Below are 19,413 nucleotides of genomic sequence, written 5' to 3'. Positions count from 1 at the left end.
ATCGGCACCAAGCAGACAACTACATGGATATTAAGTAGATAACGAATAAGAGATTCCCAAGCCCGCGAAATCACGCGTCGGGAATCTCTTTTTTAATGGCGTATTACTTGAGCAACGCGACGGCTTGTTTCACTTGCTCTGCAATTTCTTGATTTACAATCTCACCCGACTCCAAGTCAAAGTTCTCGTAAAAACTTGGTACCGAAAGCGACGCTTTGACGTCCGCTCCAAAAAATGACGCTGAACCCGTTGCCGCCGCTAGCACGCTTTGTACACCACCAGGGCCCGGTGACGTAGCAAGGTAAACTACCGGTTTATTTTGGAACACATTGCGCTCGATACGCGTTGCCCAATCGAACAAGTTTTTGTAAGCCGCAGCGTAAGAACCGTTGTGCTCTGCAAATGATACAACGATGGCATCAGCTTGCTCTAGCTCGCGTAAAAAAGCGATTGCGCCTTCCGCTTGACCGATTTCTTTCTCTTTGTCTTCACTAAACATTGGAACGTTGTAGTTGTTTAAATCCAACACGTTCACTTGCGCGCCTTCTACTTGTTGAGCGGCGTAAGTAGCAAGCGTTTTGTTGATTGAGGTTGAGCTGGTAGAAGCACCGAATGCGACAATTTTCATGGTTATATTCCTTTGTTCACGTTTTATGCTTTGCAGAATAAAAGTTAAACAGGCTGGCAACAACCACAAAAATCTTATGGAGAGATTCGAATATTTCGAAGGAGTTGATTTCAACTAAAAGGCGAGATAACGATAGAAAAGATATGCTCAGAAATAGCCAAGAAGCACGCCTAGAATAAGGTGACGTTTGATATAACCCGTTGAAAAAAATAGTCACAACAAGGTTAACAGGCTTTCATTCAGCTACACTGAGCACTCATTTACTGCAATTCGTAGATATTATGCTTGTGATTGCAGTTCTTGCCATAGATCACTAACAATCACGCGATCCGCAGGCGTCAGTTCTGCACGTGCTTCTTCTAGGCTGTTCGCGATACGAAATTTTAGCTCTTCAACATCGTTGATGCCGTCTTCTTCACAAGATGCGGCAGACAGAGAGATGTGACCACGTAGATAACCACCAGCAAACAGTTCATCATCAGATGCGTTTTCAATACGAGCATCAATCAGTTCTAGTAGTTTTTCTTCAAATTCAATAATCATGGAGTTTCTCTGAGGTTATTTGGGTTACTTAACGCTAAAATCAGACGCTTCCAGCGGCTTAGTTTGGTAAAACGCACGTAAGGCGTCCGAAAGCATTTTCACTCGCGGTGGCAAACCTGCTTCCAAAATACCTAATACTTCTTTATGCACTTTTTGCATAAAACCAAGCCTATCTGGTTCAAAATCGCCGTGTAGATTGTCACAACTGACCGTAAAAGGGAAGCCAGCACTCGCGGCAAGAATCCATTCGTAAGCTTGAGGGCGAATTTCTACTTTTTCGAACTCAGCTTGTACGGCTTCGGTGCGTCCATCCGGCTCATACCAGTAGCCAAAATCTTCCATTAAACGACGTTCAGGACCAGCGACACACCAGTGCGCGATTTCGTGTAGAGCAGAAGCGTAAAAACCTCGAGCAAAAATAATACGATGGTGAGGATGCTCATCATCAGCTGGCAGATAAATAGGCTCATCACCACCAAGCTCTAGCGTGGTGTTGAATTGCTCAAGAAAAGTGTCATTGAAAATGGTGATTAGATCTTGGTATTCGTGGGTCATCGTCGAGTCTGTACTTCAAATTGACATGCGCTGCGCATTGTCGCTGTTTTTGCAAATAAGGTAAAGGCATCCCACAGTTTTGGTTATTAGTTGAATTTATCTGAACCGACCTTTCTCAATACAATTTCTCATTCGTCAGCGTACTCATTTACTAATACACTCTCGCCTTATTTTGGTGCCACTCAAATTGCTGTTTTTCAAGCAGTTTGATTATGAGCATGTTGCTGGTTTTAATCACTTTTTAAGACTGATTAAGCCGTTTGTAAGTGTTGTTACTGCCCTAACCATTTTGTAATGGATAAACGGTAACTTTTTACTTTGAGTGTTCCCCTATGTTGCTAAGTGTGTTGTATATCATTGGTATCACGGCTGAAGCCATGACAGGTGCGTTAAGCGCTGGTAGAAGAAAAATGGACTGGTTTGGCGTTATGTTGGTAGCGAGTGCGACAGCCATTGGCGGCGGCACAGTGCGTGACATTTTATTGGGCCACTACCCTCTTGGTTGGGTCAAGAATCCTGAATTTCTGGCTATCACCTGTGTTGCTGGCGTACTAACGACCGGCCTCGCGAAATGGGTGATCAAACTAAAAGGCTTGTTCATTCGTCTTGATGCACTGGGTTTGATTGTATTTAGCATCATCGGTACCAAGATTGCGATGGGCATGGGCTTGCACCCAGGCATCTGTATGGTGTCTGCATTGGTGACTGGCGTATTTGGTGGCTTACTTCGCGATTTGATCTGTCGCCAAACTCCGTTGGTACTGCATGAGGAGCTATACGCTTCTATCGCGTTGATTGCATCCGGCCTTTACCTTGCGTTACTGGAATTCAGCGTGCCAGACGTAACAGCAACCATTGTTACCCTTGTTGTGGGTTACGTACTTCGTATGGCAGCGGTTCGATTTAAGTGGCGTTTGCCTTCTTTCCAGTTGGAAACCGAAAGCTCGCTCCACTAAGTAAGAAAAAAGAACAAAAAAGAAAAGGTTGCTCCATGAGCAACCTTTTTTGGATTTGGAGCACCAAACTTAAATCTTTGGTGTTTCTGTCGTTACGCCGTGGTTTTGCCCACGATGACGCAGTAAGTGATCCATCACAACAATCGCCAGCATGGCTTCAGCAATAGGTACAGCACGAATGCCGACACATGGGTCGTGACGACCTTTCGTAATGAGCTGAGTAGGTTCACCTTCTTTAGTGATCGTGTCACCCGGAACCGTGATGCTTGATGTTGGCTTAAGTGCAATATTCGCAACGATGTCTTGACCTGTTGAGATACCACCAAGGATGCCACCAGCATGGTTGCTACCAAAACCTTGCGGAGAAAGTGGGTCACGGTGCTGACTGCCTTTTTGGTTTACTACATCGAAACCATCACCAATTTCGACACCCTTCACCGCGTTGATGCTCATTAGCGCGTGCGCAATGTCTGCATCCAAGCGGTCAAACACTGGTTCACCAAGGCCAACAGGTACGTTGGTTGCAACAACCTGAATTTTCGCACCAATTGAATCGCCTTCTTTTTTTAGGTCGCGGATCAGTTGATCAAACGCTTCCACTTTGTCTGCATCAGGGCAGAAGAATGCGTTGTTTTCAATTTCGTCCCAGTCGACTTTATCAATAGAAACATCGCCCATTTGTGACAAGTAAGCGCGGATTTCTACGCCAAATTCATCTTTCAGATATTTCTTCGCGATTGCACCTGCAGCCACACGCATCGCAGTTTCACGGGCTGACGAACGGCCGCCGCCACGATAGTCACGAATGCCATATTTTTGGTGGTAAGTGTAATCAGCATGTCCCGGGCGGAACTTATCTTTGATGTCTGAATAATCTTTTGAACGTTGATCGGTATTTTCGATCAACAGGCCGATTGAAGTGCCTGTGGTTTTGCCTTCAAACACGCCAGAAAGAATTTTAACTTCGTCCGGTTCACGACGCTGTGTGGTGTAACGTGATGTGCCAGGACGACGACGGTCGAGATCCGTTTGCAGATCTGCTTCTGTAATTTCTAATCCCGGAGGACATCCGTCTACGATACATCCCAGTGCGATACCGTGACTTTCTCCGAATGTTGTCACTCGAAAATGTTGTCCGATACTGTTTCCTGCCATTACTTCCTCAAGTTATTGTCGCCACGCTCTTTGATTGAGCGCAACTGCTTTCCAATTCTTCGTGGATTCATAGTGGCTTTATTACGTTTTGATGTAAAGAGTTAATATCGATGAGTTATGCATAAAAAAACACCGAGCATCAGGCTCGGTGTTTTGAGGTTTTTTGGAAATACGGATTAGTCTTTGTACAGTTTGAACTCTTCTGCACAATCAACCAGTTGCGCACGAGTCAGCATAAATACGCCGTGGCCACCGTTTTCAAATTCAATCCAAGTGAATGGAATTTGTGGGTACTGCTCCATCATATGGATCATTGAATTGCCCACTTCACAGATCAAGATACCGTCATCAGTTAGGTAGTCTGGCGCGTTCGCAAGAATACGGCGAACCAATTTCAGGCCATCGGTACCCGCAGCCAAACCTAGCTCAGGTTCATGCGTGAACTCTTGTGGCAGGCTGTTCATGTCTTCTTCATCCACATAAGGTGGGTTAGACACGATGAGGTTGTATTTTTCTTTTGGCAGATCGCGGAACAGATCCGAACGGATTGGGAACACTTGTTGTTCCATGCCGTGATCTTGAATGTTTTGTTCTGCAACTTGAAGCGCGTCCGCTGAGATATCAATCGCGTCAACTTCTGCTTCAGGGAACGCGTGCGCACATGCAATCGCAATACAGCCACTGCCCGTACATAGATCCATGATTCGAGTTGGCTCTTCTACCAACCAAGGTTGGAATTCCGCTTGAATCAATTCACCAATTGGAGAGCGTGGTACAAGAACACGCTCGTCAACGAAGAACTCAAGACCACAGAACCACGCTTTGTTTGTTAAGTAAGCCGTTGGCGTACGCTCGTTAATGCGTTTTACTACTCGCTCAACAATGCGTAGACGCTCACTTGTAGTTAGGCGAGAGTTCAATACATGCGGAGGCACATCGATCGGCAAGTATAAGGTTGGCAGGATAAGCTGAACGGCTTCATCCCACGCGTTATCAGTACCATGACCGTAAAACAGGTTCGCTGCATTAAAGCGGCTAACCGTCCAACGAATCATATCTTGAAGGGTATGCAGTTCCGATACCGCCTCTTCTACAAAAATCTTATCCAAAATTGCCTCCGAAAAGCGCTACAATACTGCCAATAAAGTTTATTAATGAAATTGTTTACCTAATGAGCAAAAAAGACACCGAACATGATGACGATTTCGCCTTGTTTAAGGAAGCAGTACAGGGCGTAAAAAAGTTGCGACAGGATACCATAATCCAGCAACCAAAAAAAAATACTAAGCAAAAAGAAATCAAACGCTCAAACCGAGAAGCGAGTGATTCTGAGTTTTACTTTTCCGATGAGTTTGTGCCTCTATTAAACGAAGAAGGCCCAACTCGCTATGCTCGTGATGATGTTTCTACTTATGAAGTAAAACGTCTGCGTCGCGGTGTCTACGTGCCTGACGTTTTCCTCGATATGCACGGCATGACACAACAAGAAGCTAAACGCGAACTTGGTGCCATGATCGCCTATTGCGTAAAAAACGAAATTCACTGTGCGTGTGTTCAACACGGTATTGGTAAACACATTCTGAAGCAAAAAGCCCCACTTTGGCTGGCTCAGCACCCTGATGTGATGGCCTTCCACCAAGCACCGTTAGAATTTGGCGGTGACGGCGCGCTGCTGGTTTTACTCTCTATTCCAGAGAAGTAACACATACACTCTAAGAATAAGAAAGGCAGGATATTCCTGCCTTTTGTTTATCTATATCTAATTTTTAAATGCTTATTTTAGATGTCTTTCTATTTAAGAGATCGATTTATCTTTAGATAACGATGACTTAGACGCTTAAGGCGTAATATGCCAAAGCACCTCACCACGCTGTGTTTGTGGTTCGTATTCGATGCACACTAAACCAGAGGTTGGGAACATTGGAGGCGTCATCTCTTTCACAAACTCAGACGTCAAATAACCAACTAACGGTAAATGAGAAACAAACAATAGAGACTCTAGTTTCTCGACTTCAATGAGCGCGTTCGCAAAATCAAACACGCAATCCGATTGACCGTATGGTGTGATGTCGTCACTGGTCTCGATGCTTTTTGTCGAGAAAAACGTACTGATTTCTTGCCAGGTTTGCTGAGCACGGATGTAGGGGCTCACCAACACTTTGTCAAATTGAGCAAAACCTTGCTCAGCACAAGCTCGTGCAACAGCCTCTGACTCGGTTCTGCCTCTTTGGGTCAGTTCTCTTGCTGCGTCTGAATCTGCGAAATGCTCAGCTTCGCCATGACGCATGATGAATATTTTCATGTTATTTCCTAGGGATAGCTAACGCTACCAAAAGGTTGACTGCTATCTTTATAGATAACCGTGGCTAATTTTAATAATGACGAAACAAAAATACTGATATAATTATCTGTTCATTATACCAATTCGCTTGCTAAAGATAGCGACTTTCTTAACAATCTATTAAAAAGAATATACTCAGTTCATCACATTCTACGATGAAGTCATGAACTCAGTGCATTCCTTCAAACAGCTCTACCCCATACGCAAAAGCGATGGGCCCAATGCAGTACTCTTACGAATAACAAAAATGCGGCAAGCAGTATTTGTCGGACGCAACATTTGCGCTACCCCCTTTGGGGTTCATAATTAATGTAATGCGAAATCTGGAGACGCATCGTGCACCTAAGTCCAAACGATTCAAACCAATACCGCTACCTTACTTTGAGTAATGGCTTGCGCGTATTGCTGATTCATTCTGATACAGCTCAACAGTCGGCAGCCGCCCTAGCTGTGAACGTTGGACACTTCGACGACCCAGTTGATCGTCAAGGTCTGGCTCACTATCTAGAACACATGCTTTTTTTGGGTACGGAAAAATACCCTAAAGTGGGCGAGTTTCAAAGTTATATTAGCCAACATGGTGGAACGAATAACGCGTGGACAGGAACGGAGCACACCTGCTTCTTTTTTGATGTCACTCCAAGTGCATTTGAAAACGCACTGGATCGCTTTAGCCAATTCTTTACCGCGCCACTGTTTAATGAAGAAGCATTAGATAAAGAGCGCCAAGCGGTCGACTCTGAGTACAAGCTGAAATTGAATGACGACTCGCGTCGCTTGTATCAAGTCAACAAAGAAGTCATCAATCCAGAACATCCATTTTCAAAATTCTCTGTCGGCAATTTAGATACGCTTGGCGACCGAGATGGTCAGTCTATTCGTGATGAAATTGTCGAGTTTCATCATTCTCAATATTCAGCCGATCTTATGACGCTGACGTTGTTTGGGCCTCAATCTCTTGATGAGCAGCAAGCTTGGGTAGAAGCCATGTTCGCTGACATCCCTAATCATCAATTAAGTGGCAAATCGATTGATGTACCGATTGGCACTGAAGACAGCACCGGAATTTTGGTTCAAATTGAGCCCATCAAAGAGTTTCGCAAACTCATTCTCACCTTCCCTATGCCGGGAATGGATAAACACTACGGCGTGAAGCCTCTCTCTTATTTCGCTCATTTGTTAGGTTACGAAGGCGAAGGGAGCTTGATGCTTCAACTGAAAAGCAAAGGCTGGATCACTTCCCTATCAGCCGGCGGCGGGGCAAGTGGCAGCAACTATCGTGATTTTACGGTCAGTTGTACACTCACACCAGAAGGGTTAGACCACGTTGATGACATCATTCAAGCTGTCTTCCAATATCTAACCATGATCAAACAAGACGGAATGAATGAGTGGCGCTACCTAGAGAAGCAAGCAGTATTGGAGTCTGCATTCCGCTTTCAAGAACCTTCACGCCCTCTCGATTTAGTTAGCCATTTAGTCATCAATATGCAGCATTATCAGCCACACGATATTATCTATGGCGACTACAAAATGTCGGGCTATGATGAAGATCTGCAACGTTCTCTGCTGCAATATTTATCTGTCGACAATGTCCGCGTTACGCTGATCGCCAAAGGACTTGAGTACAATCGCACTGCGGAGTGGTATTTCACCCCCTACTCCGTCACTCCATTCAGTAGCGAGCAAAAACGCTTCTTCCAACAAATTGATCCGCGTTGGCAGTTTGTTCTGCCAGAGAAGAACCCGTACATTTGTTACGACCTCGACCCAATGCCCTTTGCAAACGGGGGATCACTGCCGGAGTTGATTGAAGATCTCGAAGGTTTTCGCCTGTGGCATTTGCAAGATGATGAGTTCCGAGTGCCGAAAGGCGTAGTGTACGTTGCGATCGACAGTTCTCACGCGGTCGCATCGCCTAAAAATATTGTGAAAACACGTCTTTGTGTCGAAATGTTTTTGGACTCACTAGCCAAAGAAACCTACCAAGCTGAAATCGCGGGCATGGGCTACAACATGTATGCACACCAAGGAGGGGTAACTTTGACGTTGTCGGGCTTCAGCCAAAAACTGCCACAACTGCTTGAGATGATTTTACGCCGTTTCGCCGCTAGAGAGTTCAACCCGACTCGGTTTGAAACCATCAAACAACAATTATTACGTAATTGGCGAAATTCATCTCAAGATCGCCCAATTTCTCAACTGTTCAACGCATTAACAGGTTTGTTGCAGCCCAACAATCCTCCTTTCGCGACGCTTGCAGAAGCGCTGGAAGAGATTGAAGTCGATGAACTGTCGACATTCGTCGAGTCGATTTTGGCGGAACTCCACGTAGAAATGTTCGTTTATGGCGACTGGCAACGTCAACAAGCGCATGATATGGCAACAACCTTGAAAGATGCCTTGCGCGTAAAAGAACAGCGCTACGAAGAAGCACTGCGTCCGTTAATTATGCTCGGTCAAAATGGCAGTTTTCAGCGCGAAGTGCATTGTAATCAACAAGATTCTGCTGTGGTAATTTACCACCAGTGTGAAGACATCGAACCGCGCAGCATCGCTCTTTATTCTTTGGCCAATCACCTCATGTCGGCAACCTTCTTTCATGAGATTCGCACCAAGCAGCAACTCGGCTACATGGTCGGCACTGGTAACATGCCACTGAACCGTCATCCGGGGATTGTGCTTTATGTGCAATCGCCAAACGCAGCCCCTGCGGAATTGGTCACCTCTATCGATGAATTTTTAAATGCATTTTACATGGTGCTTTTGGAGCTCAACGACTACCAATGGCACAGCAGTAAACGTGGTCTTTGGAACCAAATCGCAACCCCAGACACGACTTTACGTGGACGAGCGCAACGCTTATGGGTAGCAATAGGCAACAAAGATACCGAGTTTAATCAACGCGAAAAAGTACTAGCCGAGCTCAAAAAGCTAACAAGAGCAGACATGATTCGCTTTGTCGTTAACGAACTGAAACCGAGAACAGCAAACCGGTTGGTCATGCACTCGCAAGGTCAAGCACATGCCGATGCTCCTCGAATTCACTTAGGGCAAGAAATTGGCTCTATCGAAGAATTTCAGTTACGACCAAAAGATTGTGGTCTGGGCTAAGACCACCTCCGTAATGGATAAATTGGGCGGAAGTCGAGCTGTAAAATATGTGAGAAACCCATCAATTTACTAATACGACTTGGATAGTCTTAACAGAAAATTGAAATTACGCGATTGCCGCTTATGCTCTAATTACCGCACAAAAAACATGTGCATGTAGATGAGGCACTCATGAAGAAACTATTACTACTTGCTGCAGTATTATTACCATTCGCATCCGCTCATGCAGAAATCACAGTAAAAGGTGACGATTTTGAGTTGAGCAAAGATTGTGTTCGCCTAAGCGGTGACAATATTTCCGTCAAATCCGACGATTGCTCTTCTAAAAACTGGGATGATAAAGACAAAAAAGGAAACGCTAGCGTGCATGGCGATGACAACCCAGGTAAAGGACATAACAAAGATAAAAAAGACAAGAAGAAATAAACGCTTCTGTTCGAAAAAAGGCTTGCGCGATGCAAGCCTTTTTAATGTTCAGCGTTTCAAGCACTTAGTAGAAGGTACGACCTTCACCCGCTCTAGTCAGCAGTCCGTCGCATGGCGCATAACGATCGCCATATTTCGATGCAAATTCGTTCATTTTCTCAACCAGTTCTTTCAAACCGAATTGATCCATATAACGGAATGGCCCGCCAAGGAACGGAGGGAAGCCAATACCAAAAATCGCACCAATATCGCCATCGCGCGGAGAGCGAATAATACCGTCGTCCAAGCATCGTACTGCTTCATTAAGCATTGGCAGTACACAGCGCAACGCAATATCGTTATCGCTGAGCTTCGATTCTGGCGTCAGTTTGAGTAGCTTGTAGATGGATTTATCGACTTCTTTCTTCTTACCTTTGTAAGTGTAGAAACCTTTCCCGCTCTTGCGTCCTTTGCGACCGTCATTCAATAAGATATCGAATACATCAGGACCTTTGAATCGCTCGCCCAACTCATTGACTAGAATCGGCATGATCTTCGCTCCAATATCAACACCAACTTCATCAAGTAACGTGATTGGCCCAACAGGGAAGCCGAAATCCAACAACGCACCATCTAACTTCTCAATCGGCTCATTTGCCAGCAAGATATGCGCAGCTTCATTCATGTAAGGCGCAAGAATGCGGTTTACGTAAAAGCCAGCTTTGTCCTTCACAACGATTGGGGTTTTACCCTGTTTCTTAGCCAATGCGACAACTGTCGAAATGGTTTCATCAGACGTTGTTTCATGCGGAATCACTTCCACCAGCGGCATTTTTTCTACTGGGCTAAAGTAATGTAAACCGACGATGTTTTCTGGTCGCTCTGCCTTTTCTGCAATCTTGTGGATTGGTAACGAAGACGTGTTCGTAGCAAAAATAGTTTCAGATTTTGCGTTTGCTTCAATGTCCGCAACCATCTGTTGCTTTAGATCCAAGTCTTCGAAAACCGCTTCGATCACAACATCAATGTGGTTGTAACTTGTAAAGTCTACGCCACCTGACAGTTGCAACATCTTCGCCTGTAAATCGGCTTTCGACAGGATGCGACGTTTGCGCTGCTTCTCAAACAACTTGTAGTTGTAGTTAAGCGCATTCAACACACCGTCATTGCTCACATCTTTGATTCGAACAGGCACTTTTGCTTTTGCAACCGTTACATGGCTGATCCCAGCGCCCATTAAGCCGCCACCAAGAACACCCACTTTTTTCACCGCTGCTGGCTGTGCATCCGTGCCGTGTTCCTTCTTCATTTCAGTTGTCGCGAAGAAGATAGAGCGCAATGCCTTCGATTCGGAGCTCATCACAAGCTCACCAAATCGTTTCGCTTCAAGCTCTTGCCCTTGTGCAAAGCCTTTTTCCAGACCGTGTTGAATCACTTCAAGAATCGCGACCGTTGCTGGATAGTTGCCACGGGTCTTCTGGTTGGTTTTCTTCGCAGCTTGTTCGAAAACAAGCTTACGACCTAACCCACTGCCCGACATCAACTTCTCTTTCGTCGATTGCTTTTTCTTGCCCTTGTTCTTGCCTTTGTCGATAAACTGTTTTGCTACGTCGAGCAAAATGGTGTCAGGGACACACGCGTCCACAACGCCCAGTTTTTTGGCTTTCTTCGCGCGAAGCTGTTTACCCGTCAGGATCAAGTCCAATGACGGTAACAGACCAATCAAACGTGGCAAACGCTGAGTACCGCCAGAGCCCGGTAATAGACCGAGTTGAACTTCTGGTAAGCCTAAGCGTGTCTTATCGGAATCCGTACAAACACGGTAATCACATGCAAGCGCAAGCTCTAAACCGCCGCCCAAACATGGGCCATGAATAGCCGCAACTACAGGGTAAGGTAAGTCAGACAGTTGTTGGAACAACTCTTGACCTTGTTTTGCCAATGCTTGTGCTTCATTCGCTGTGGTACATGCCTCCAACATACGAACATCGGCACCTGCCACAAAATTATCCGGTTTTAAGGAGTGAATGATCATCCCTTTGATGCCACTAGAGTCTTTTAGCTGAGCAAAAATTTCTTTCATTTCATCAGCAAAAGCTGCCTGTAGCGTGTTCATCTTTTCATTCGGTACGTCGATCGCTAACCATGCAATGTTCTGCTCATCAACGTTAAGACTAAATGCTTTTTGCTCGCTCATTACTCAACCTCCAGAATCATTGCTGCGCCAAGACCACCCGCAGCACAAGCGGTATTCAATGCAATACCACCACCACGACGTTTCAGTTCACGTAGAGTTTGCGTCATCATACGCGCACCCGTCGCCGCGAATGGGTGACCGTAAGCGATTGAGCCACCGAGCACGTTGAATTTATCCATGTCGATTTCACCGATCGCTTTCGAACGACCTAGGTTTTCTTGAGCAAACTTATCTGAGGCAAACATTTTCACGTTTGCCAATGCTTGAGCAGCAAACGCTTCATGCATATCGATCAGAGTCAGATCCGACAGTTCCAAGCCCGTATTTTCGAGCACTTTCGCAGTGGCGTAAGTCGGTCCCATCAGCATGTCTTTTTCCACACCAATCGCTGAGAATGCGTAGCCACGGATGTAGCCAAGAATTTCCATGCCCAACTCTTTCGCTTTACCTTCGCGCATCAGCATCACTGCCGCGCCGCCATCAGTCAGCGGCGTACTGTTTGCTGCGGTAACACTGCCGTACTGGCGGTCAAATGCAGGACGTAACTTTGCATAGCCCTCTAACGTCGAGTCGTGACGAACGTTGTTGTCTTCAGAAATCCACTTTTTGTAAGGTTCAGGGAAAGCGGTCATCACCTCACCTTGGATTTTGCCTTCTTTCCAAGCTTGGGATGCCAATGTATGAGAGCGATGAGCTAGCGCATCTTGTTCTGCGCGTGAGATACCGTGCGTCTTCGCCATTTGCTCTGCCGTTTGTCCCATCGACAAACCCGTCGAGTATTCCGCGACGGCTGGCGGAACAGGCATGAGATCTTTAAAACTCAGACTCTTGAGAATATTGAGCTTCTGACCCAATGTTTTGGTTTTGCTTAGAGCCAACAGGTTAGCAGCAAGTTTTTTGGACACACCGATAGGAAGTACAGAAGATGAATCCGCACCACCAGCGATACCAATTTCAATGGTGCCAGCCATGATGCTCTCTGCTACGTTTACCGCCGCTTGGAAGCTCGTCGCACACGCACGCGTCACGCTGTAAGCGTCGGTATGGATGTTCATCCCCGTGCCCAATACGATTTCTCGTGCTATGTTTGGTGCTTCAGGCATTTGAACCACTTGTCCAAACACCACTTGTTCAATTAATTTCGGATCAATATCTGTTCGAGCAAGCATTTCGCTTACTACCATTTTCCCTAAATCGACCGCTGGCACTTGGCTAAATTCCGTGCTTTGACGAGCAAAGGGAGTTCGAAGCCCCGCTACAATAGCAACACGCTCACCATTGCGTGTTTTTACTTCCTGCTTGCCCATTGTTTCTCCTTAAATACAAGAGGTCTGACCTGATGCATTGTAATCAATTTGTTAAATTTATCAAACGTGCGTTTAAATAAACGTGAAGCAAGTAGATCAATTGCTCTAGTTCATTGATTATATTGAATAACTATAGAAGCTAAAAACGGCAGAAAGTGTGTGGCAGGTAAAATTGAAGCAAAAAAAAACCACACATAACTGTGTGGTCGGAATATCTATAAAACAATTAACTTACGCCAATTGAAAATTAATCAGTTTCCTGATTAGGAGAAAGTAAAGTCAGCCTTCAAAAGGAAGTGTCATCTTGCTCAACATGTTAGTCACAAGGACTAACGAGATGACAAGATGTACTATAACCCCTTCACTGCTTGAGATTTTGAAATAGATCAATTTTATGGTGATTTTACGATCTTTGAACGCATCTAAATGCCGCCTCTATTCAAGTCCATTCACAAGCTTGCTACTCAAAATACGCATCAGATATATAAATCCAATGCATTTAACCAAGTCATTGATAACTAAATGATGATATTGTTAACAAGCAAAACTGCATCACTAAAGATAATATCGGTTATTTGTGTATACACTTTTATATACCGACTTAGCTTGTAACGAATGGATTTATCACTCGATACTGGCTTAGATTGGCTTAGCAATAAGTGATGGATTAGAAGTAAAGTCATGCTCAAAACGTATAATAAATACACAGAGCGAGGATGGAGGCTCCTGTGGCCATATTAAAAATGTTTGGAAAGAAAAATTCCAACAGTCCGGTCAACTCTGATATGGACAAACAAAGAAAATATGAAGCGCTCGTCCGGGGCTATCACCGCGATTTGTACCGCTATGCATACTGGTTGTGTAAGGACAAAGCAATTGCGGAAGATTTAGTGCAAGAGACCTGCTTACGTGCATGGAAGTCTCTCGATAGCCTTCAAGATGAAAAAGCTGCGAAATCTTGGCTTATTACTATATTAAGGCGAGAAAACGCGCGTCGCTTCGAACGCAAACAATTTGATTTAGTTGATATCGATGACTACGGCAACGATGCTAAGGTCAGCGACGATCCTCATCATCAACAAGAATGGCTTCAAGCACAGATCATGAGGTTGGATGTGGAATATCGTGAACCTCTGTTTCTTCAGGTTATTGGCGGTTTCAGTGGAGAAGAAATCGGCGACATTCTTGATTTAAATAAGAACACTGTAATGACTCGACTTTTCCGAGCTCGAAATCAACTTAAAGAGATGTTGGATTCTCAAGATACTAAGAGAGGACAAAAAAATGGATGATTTAGAATTTCGTCGTCGTATTTTGTCGGATCCAAAACAGAAGGATGAAGAGATTCTGCAAGCGTTGGCCGCTAGCGATGCCAACAGTAAGTTTGTTGATGACGTTTTGGATCTCGACGCGAAAATTAAGCAGGCCATGAATGTGGATGTGCCAGAGGATCTTGCGGATAAAATATTGTTTAGCCAAACCTCTAGCGCGCTTGACGAAAAAGTCGTCAAACCCAACTTTGTCCGCAAAGCCATGGCGCTTGCAGCTTCTGTTGCCTTTACTGCGGGTTTACTGGTGGGGCAAATCAACTGGGGTAACATTCTGGTGCCTCCTGCGCAAGCCAGTCTCGCAGATACGGCTATTAAACATGTCATTCATGAAGAGTCGTTTGTACGCCATTTAGATGAAAACGTGCCGAGTTCCCAGATCAACGCGAAGATGTCGCCATTTCATTATCAGTTTAGTGACAACTTCCCGTACCACGTTTACTACCTAAACCACTGTGGATTTGGTGAAGCTAATGCTCTGCACATGGTTTTTCAGGGTGTAAAGGGCAAAGTAACGCTCTTTATTACGGGAATTTCTAGCCAACAAACGGCAGATTTTGAAAAAGAAGGTATGACAGGTATCGTCCAACCCGTTGGTTCAACCAGCATGATTTTAGTCGGCGAACAAGGTGAAGACATTGACGCTATCGCCACTAAACTGGCGCCTATGCTAAAACCAATGTAACAACTTCACCAACTTTAGCTTAGAAACATTGAAATGCCGTCAAACGCTCTCATTTGGCGGCATTTTTGTATTAATCGCTCACAAAACATTCACCACATCGATTGCATTTAGAGTTTAAACTCTAAATTATGCACTTTAAGTGCAATTTCCCGTCTTTTAGACATCATTTCCGCAATTTTTATTCAATTTTATCTAATGGTCGGATTTGTCTAGCCCACTCTTGATACTACTATCTGCGCCACTGAGCAAAAGCTCAATTTATCGTCCAGAGAGACGAATCTAATAAGGAAAAACAAATGACTCAGAATACGCGTCTGTTTAAAAAGACTCTCCTAGCAGTAACGGTAGCTTTTGCCTCAGGTCAATCGATGGCAGCAGGTTTCCAAATTAACGCTCAATCAGCAACTGGCATCGGCCGTGCATTTGCTGGTGATGCAGTAATCGCCGATAACGCGTCAGTAATGGCTCGTAACCCAGCGGCAATGGCTCTTTTTGATAAAATGGAGCTGTCACTTGGTTTTGAAAGCATTACTTCAATGATTGAAGTGAAAGATGCGAAATACAGAAATTTCATGGGTCAGAGCGTTGATGTTGCTGACACAGATGATGTGGGCGACACGTCAATCGCGCCAAACATTCACCTAATCGTTCCAGTAAATGACAAGTTTGCTTGGGGCGTAAATGCTTACTCAAACTTCGGTACTAAAACTGAGTTTTCAGATAACTACACAGCAACTGAATACGGCGGCTTAACTGACGTTAAGAGCGCAAACTTTGGTCTTGCTGGCTCTTACCGCTTAAATGAACAATGGAGCTTTGGTGCAGGCGTTGATTTAATCTACGGTCAAGGCACGATGAAACGTACAACAAGCTCTTCTATTCCACTTGTTGGCGGCAAAAAAATACTAGATGTAGATAAAGCTGATGGTTGGGCTGTTGGTTTCAACGTTGGTACCGTGTACGAACTGGATGAAAACAACCGTTTTGGTCTAGCGTATCGTTATAGCCCAGAATTTACGGCAAAAGACGATAAAGGTCAGGAAATCACTCTACCTCTACCAGATATGGCTGAGTTTTCTGGCTTCCACAAAATCCAAGATACCAAGTTTGCCGTACATTACAGCATCCAATACATTGGTTGGAAAGATTTCGACCAAATTGATTTTGAAAACCTAAATCAAGGTTTGCTTAAAGGTGGTTACTCGAAAGACTATCAATGGCAAGATGGCTGGCACTACGCAATTGGTGGTACTTACTACCTAAACAATAACTGGACACTTCGTGCTGGTTACATGTACGACACCAGCGCTCAAGATAAGGTAACATCTATCTCGGTACCAGATTCAGATCGTCAGTGGTTCTCAACAGGTTTCTCTTACCATATCGACAACAGCTCAAACATTGATTTTGGCTTCACATACTTGCTAGGTGACGATGTAAAAGTCAATGAGAATACTCAATTGGCCCCTGGTCTTTCTACAGGTGTAACAGCTACAACGCACGCAGACGCTATCCTGTTTGGCTTACAATACAGCCGTAGCTTCTAAGAAAATTCCTTATATTTAATGTAAGTAAACTCTATATAAAAGGCTGGATTTCCAGCCTTTTTTCTTATCTAACACTTATCGTCCGCTCAATTTGAGTGAACACGTGTATCTAAAAATCACAATTAGACCTCACAGGTGTTCGCTGAGTTTTTTTCATTCTACTATCATGGTTAGATTATAAAACCATAAACAAACAACAAATTAGAACAAAACACCAAATACATTCATGTTCCGGATTTTCATTTCTAAAGTAATAACTCTACCTTTAGACTTTTGCCCCACGTTATAATTAATTCAGCGAACATTAGAATGAAAACCAACAAGACTTTCCTATCAACAGCAGTAGCACTTAGCCTACTTGGCACTTCAGGCATGGCAAATGCAGCAGGCTTCCAATTAGCTGAATATTCTGCAACAGGTCTAGGTCGTGCTTACGCTGGTGAAGCAGCAATGGCTGACAACGCAAGTTCTCAATGGCGTAACCCAGCAATGCTTACTTACCTAGAGGGCACTCAAGTGTCTGTTGGTGCCATCTATGTAAATCCAAACATTGATATCAATGGTCAAACCACACTTAAGCATCCAGTAAATCAGAGTGTAATTAACTCCTCTTCAACCTCTTCAGATGACTTCGCACATGATGCGATCATTCCAAACTTCTACCTATCACACCAATACAACGAACAATTCGCAATCGGCCTAGCGTTCGGTACGAACTACGGTATGGAAACGGATCTAGGCAAAGGCTTTGCCGCCTCTCATTTTGGTAACGAAGCAAGCGTAACCACAATGGAAGCAAACCTAAACGCAGCATACAAAATTAATAATGCGGTAAGTATTGGTGGTGGTATTCGTTACATCATCGGTGAAGGAAGTTTTGGCGCTACGACTCCTAAAGTAAACGTATTACAAAAACCTCAAGGTACGACTCTTAAGTACATGGAAGGTGACGATACGGCTTGGGGTTGGCAATTGGGTACAGCGTGGCAGATCAATGAAAACAACCGCATCGGTTTCACGTACAAATCTGAGGTTGAGCTAAAGCTTGAAGGTCATGCTGAGGGCCTTGGTTTTGGCTTCGGTACTCCTAAGCTTCCACAGCTGCGTGACAATGGCTACATGTACCTAAACCTACCAGCAACGGCTGAACTAGCGAGCTTCCACCAAGTAACAGACCAACTTGCGCTACACGCAAGTTTCAACTGGACTGACTGGAGTTCTTTCGAGAAGCTAGAAGCTCACCTAGAAACCGCTGGTACACACATGGTGAAAGTGGAAAACTGGGAAGATAACTACCGCTTTGCAGTTGGTGCGACTTACCAACTTCAACCTAAGGTAGCCCTACGTACTGGTATTGCATACGATACGTCTGCTGTAAGTGATAAGAACCGCACGATCACTATTCCAGAAACAGACCGTACTTGGTTAAGCATCGGTGCAACTTATGACTGGACGAAAGACTTCAGCCTAGACGCTGGCTTCACTTACATTATCGCAAAAGACGCACCAATCGTTGAGTCTCGTGGCTACAAGTCAGACGATTCAGCTGAAGTAGTTGGCGGTCAATTCGTTGGTGAAACAACGGGTAACGTTTGGCTAATCGGTGTTCAAGCGAACTACCGTTTCTAATTACTCGTTAAAAAATCGAGAGACAAAAAAGGCTTAGCACTTGCTAAGCCTTTTTTATTGCGTTCATTTTATTTGAAACATCAACGATTAGAATTCATCTAGATATTCGTCTAACAACGCTTCTTCTTCCGGATTCACTTCTTCTACCGTGTCGATTTCTGCTTTAAAGTTTTGACGCTGAATGTAGACATCTCGAGTCAGTACATAAGGATCTGGAGAACTATCAAGCTGTGCTTCTTGCGGTACAAGCAACGCTCGTTTTTCCAAACCTTCTAATGCCCACTTCCCTAAACCAGCCCAAATATTCAAGTAAGATAATGGGAGATACATACCATCGACGGTATCTGTCACTTCTCGCAAAGTATAAGGACCATAACCAGGTATCATAAAGTATGGGCCATTCCCTACGCCATAATGACCAACAGCACTGCTGAACTCTTTATTGTCGTACTTGGTGATACCCGCCGCAGTTGCGATGTCAAATACACCGAGAATACCGAACGTAGAGTTAATCCAAAAACGGTTAAAGTGATCCACCGCTTTGCTACCGTTACCCATCAAAAGGTTGTTCACCATGCTTGATGGTTCATCAAGGTTTGACAAGAAGTTGGCGATACCGGAACGAATAGGCACAGGTGTGTATTCAACGTACGCGATCGACACAGGACGAACCAAATACGGATCTAAGTACTCGTAGTTGATTTCCCACATCGTGCGGTTAAAGCCTTCTAACGGATCATACACATCAGAAGTCGTTTGATTTGTCTCTCCTTCACTTGTTACTGCCTCCTCAGGCGCACTCGAACAGCCAACAAGACCAAGTGCTAACAGTAACATTAGGTAGGATTTACCCTTGTTATACATTCTATATTCCATAACGACTATTAATATACTTAAGCAACCTCATTTAAAAATGTATGACCAACGCCAAAAAGCAAATGCAGGAACAACCAACAAGCTCAATGTTAGCGATAAATACATTTTAAAAGTCACTTGAGTATATAAACAAAGGCCAGCAAATGC

General features: G+C 44.4%; 17 protein-coding genes. 8 read left to right on the top strand and 9 right to left on the bottom strand.

The genetic code is table 11. The features are described from left to right. Positions 1 to 103 precede the first annotated feature (103 nt). The 3 genes from NL646_RS11615 to NL646_RS11605 all read right to left on the bottom strand — a co-directional run bounded on the left by NL646_RS11615 (position 104) and on the right by NL646_RS11605 (position 1,726). Positions 104 to 628, bottom strand: a complete 525-nt coding sequence (locus NL646_RS11615) for an NADPH-dependent FMN reductase (protein ID WP_253664253.1) — start codon at positions 626 to 628, stop codon at positions 104 to 106. Between the two features lie 279 nt (positions 629 to 907). Beyond that, positions 908 to 1,171, bottom strand: a complete 264-nt coding sequence (locus NL646_RS11610) for a YfcL family protein (protein WP_140242429.1) — start codon at positions 1,169 to 1,171, stop codon at positions 908 to 910. A gap of 24 nt (positions 1,172 to 1,195) precedes the next feature. Next, positions 1,196 to 1,726 (bottom strand): elongation factor P hydroxylase, encoded by a 531-nt coding sequence (locus NL646_RS11605; RefSeq protein WP_029999821.1) that lies wholly within the window; start codon positions 1,724 to 1,726, stop codon positions 1,196 to 1,198. 332 nt (positions 1,727 to 2,058) lie between these two features. Here NL646_RS11605 and NL646_RS11600 point away from each other — a divergent pair, with 332 nt between their 5' ends. Beyond that, complete coding sequence (locus tag NL646_RS11600; protein WP_005457667.1) at positions 2,059 to 2,682, top strand: trimeric intracellular cation channel family protein; 624 nt, start codon at positions 2,059 to 2,061, stop codon at positions 2,680 to 2,682. 69 nt (positions 2,683 to 2,751) lie between these two features. Here the strand turns inward: NL646_RS11600 and aroC are convergent, their stop codons facing one another. Next, positions 2,752 to 3,837 carry a chorismate synthase gene (gene aroC, locus NL646_RS11595; RefSeq protein ID WP_005479467.1) on the bottom strand — a complete coding sequence of 362 codons (1,086 nt, stop codon included), beginning with the start codon at positions 3,835 to 3,837 and terminating at the stop codon, positions 2,752 to 2,754. A 176-nt stretch (positions 3,838 to 4,013) separates the two neighbouring features. Next, positions 4,014 to 4,946, bottom strand: a complete 933-nt coding sequence (gene prmB / locus NL646_RS11590; RefSeq protein ID WP_021449890.1) for a 50S ribosomal protein L3 N(5)-glutamine methyltransferase — start codon at positions 4,944 to 4,946, stop codon at positions 4,014 to 4,016. Positions 4,947 to 5,008: 62 nt separating this feature from the next. On the opposite strand from prmB, the gene smrB reads away from it, so the two are divergent. Beyond that, the gene (smrB, locus tag NL646_RS11585; RefSeq protein WP_021453613.1) at positions 5,009 to 5,539 is read left to right on the top strand and encodes an endonuclease SmrB; all 531 of its coding nucleotides are present in this window, start codon (positions 5,009 to 5,011) and stop codon (positions 5,537 to 5,539) included. A gap of 135 nt (positions 5,540 to 5,674) precedes the next feature. On the opposite strand, the gene sixA is transcribed toward smrB, so the two are convergent. Continuing rightward, positions 5,675 to 6,139, bottom strand: coding sequence for a phosphohistidine phosphatase SixA (gene sixA, locus NL646_RS11580; protein WP_005457775.1), 465 nt, complete (start codon positions 6,137 to 6,139; stop codon positions 5,675 to 5,677). A 375-nt stretch (positions 6,140 to 6,514) separates the two neighbouring features. Between sixA and NL646_RS11575 the strand changes: the two genes are divergently transcribed. Next, entirely contained in the window at positions 6,515 to 9,292 is a 2,778-nt protein-coding gene (locus NL646_RS11575) for an insulinase family protein (RefSeq protein ID WP_029999820.1), read from the top strand. A gap of 171 nt (positions 9,293 to 9,463) precedes the next feature. After that, positions 9,464 to 9,718 carry a hypothetical protein gene (locus NL646_RS11570; protein ID WP_005457697.1) on the top strand — a complete coding sequence of 85 codons (255 nt, stop codon included), beginning with the start codon at positions 9,464 to 9,466 and terminating at the stop codon, positions 9,716 to 9,718. Between the two features lie 64 nt (positions 9,719 to 9,782). On the opposite strand, the gene fadJ is transcribed toward NL646_RS11570, so the two are convergent. Together fadJ and fadI are read right to left on the bottom strand one after the other, a co-directional pair. Further along, positions 9,783 to 11,894, bottom strand: a complete 2,112-nt coding sequence (gene fadJ / locus NL646_RS11565; protein ID WP_005457741.1) for a fatty acid oxidation complex subunit alpha FadJ — start codon at positions 11,892 to 11,894, stop codon at positions 9,783 to 9,785. After that, positions 11,894 to 13,201 (bottom strand): acetyl-CoA C-acyltransferase FadI, encoded by a 1,308-nt coding sequence (gene fadI, locus NL646_RS11560; RefSeq protein ID WP_005457699.1) that lies wholly within the window; start codon positions 13,199 to 13,201, stop codon positions 11,894 to 11,896. The genes fadJ and fadI overlap by 1 nt, the downstream gene beginning before the upstream one ends. 716 nt (positions 13,202 to 13,917) lie before the next feature. Between fadI and NL646_RS11555 the strand changes: the two genes are divergently transcribed. The 4 genes from NL646_RS11555 (at position 13,918) to NL646_RS11540 (ending at position 18,390) form a co-directional block, all read left to right on the top strand. Then, complete coding sequence (locus NL646_RS11555) at positions 13,918 to 14,493, top strand: sigma-70 family RNA polymerase sigma factor (RefSeq protein ID WP_005479482.1); 576 nt, start codon at positions 13,918 to 13,920, stop codon at positions 14,491 to 14,493. After that, positions 14,486 to 15,214: a DUF3379 domain-containing protein gene (locus NL646_RS11550; protein ID WP_024700083.1), complete on the top strand. Its 729-nt coding sequence runs from the start codon at positions 14,486 to 14,488 to the stop codon at positions 15,212 to 15,214. Before NL646_RS11555 ends, NL646_RS11550 begins: the two co-directional genes overlap by 8 nt. 296 nt (positions 15,215 to 15,510) lie before the next feature. Next, positions 15,511 to 16,761: an outer membrane protein transport protein gene (locus NL646_RS11545; RefSeq protein WP_005457664.1), complete on the top strand. Its 1,251-nt coding sequence runs from the start codon at positions 15,511 to 15,513 to the stop codon at positions 16,759 to 16,761. Positions 16,762 to 17,070: 309 nt separating this feature from the next. After that, positions 17,071 to 18,390 (top strand): outer membrane protein transport protein, encoded by a 1,320-nt coding sequence (locus tag NL646_RS11540; protein ID WP_005457681.1) that lies wholly within the window; start codon positions 17,071 to 17,073, stop codon positions 18,388 to 18,390. Positions 18,391 to 18,477: 87 nt separating this feature from the next. On the opposite strand, the gene NL646_RS11535 is transcribed toward NL646_RS11540, so the two are convergent. Continuing rightward, the gene (locus NL646_RS11535) at positions 18,478 to 19,254 is read right to left on the bottom strand and encodes a VacJ family lipoprotein (RefSeq protein WP_011106038.1); all 777 of its coding nucleotides are present in this window, start codon (positions 19,252 to 19,254) and stop codon (positions 18,478 to 18,480) included. Positions 19,255 to 19,413: the final 159 nt, after the last annotated feature.

Source organism: Vibrio sp. Y20_XG_PY13 (assembly GCF_024181925.1).
GTDB classification, from domain to species: domain Bacteria; phylum Pseudomonadota; class Gammaproteobacteria; order Enterobacterales; family Vibrionaceae; genus Vibrio; species Vibrio parahaemolyticus.
The sequence above is the reverse complement of the archived record's forward strand: the minus strand, read 5'-3'. Positions and strand labels throughout refer to the sequence as shown.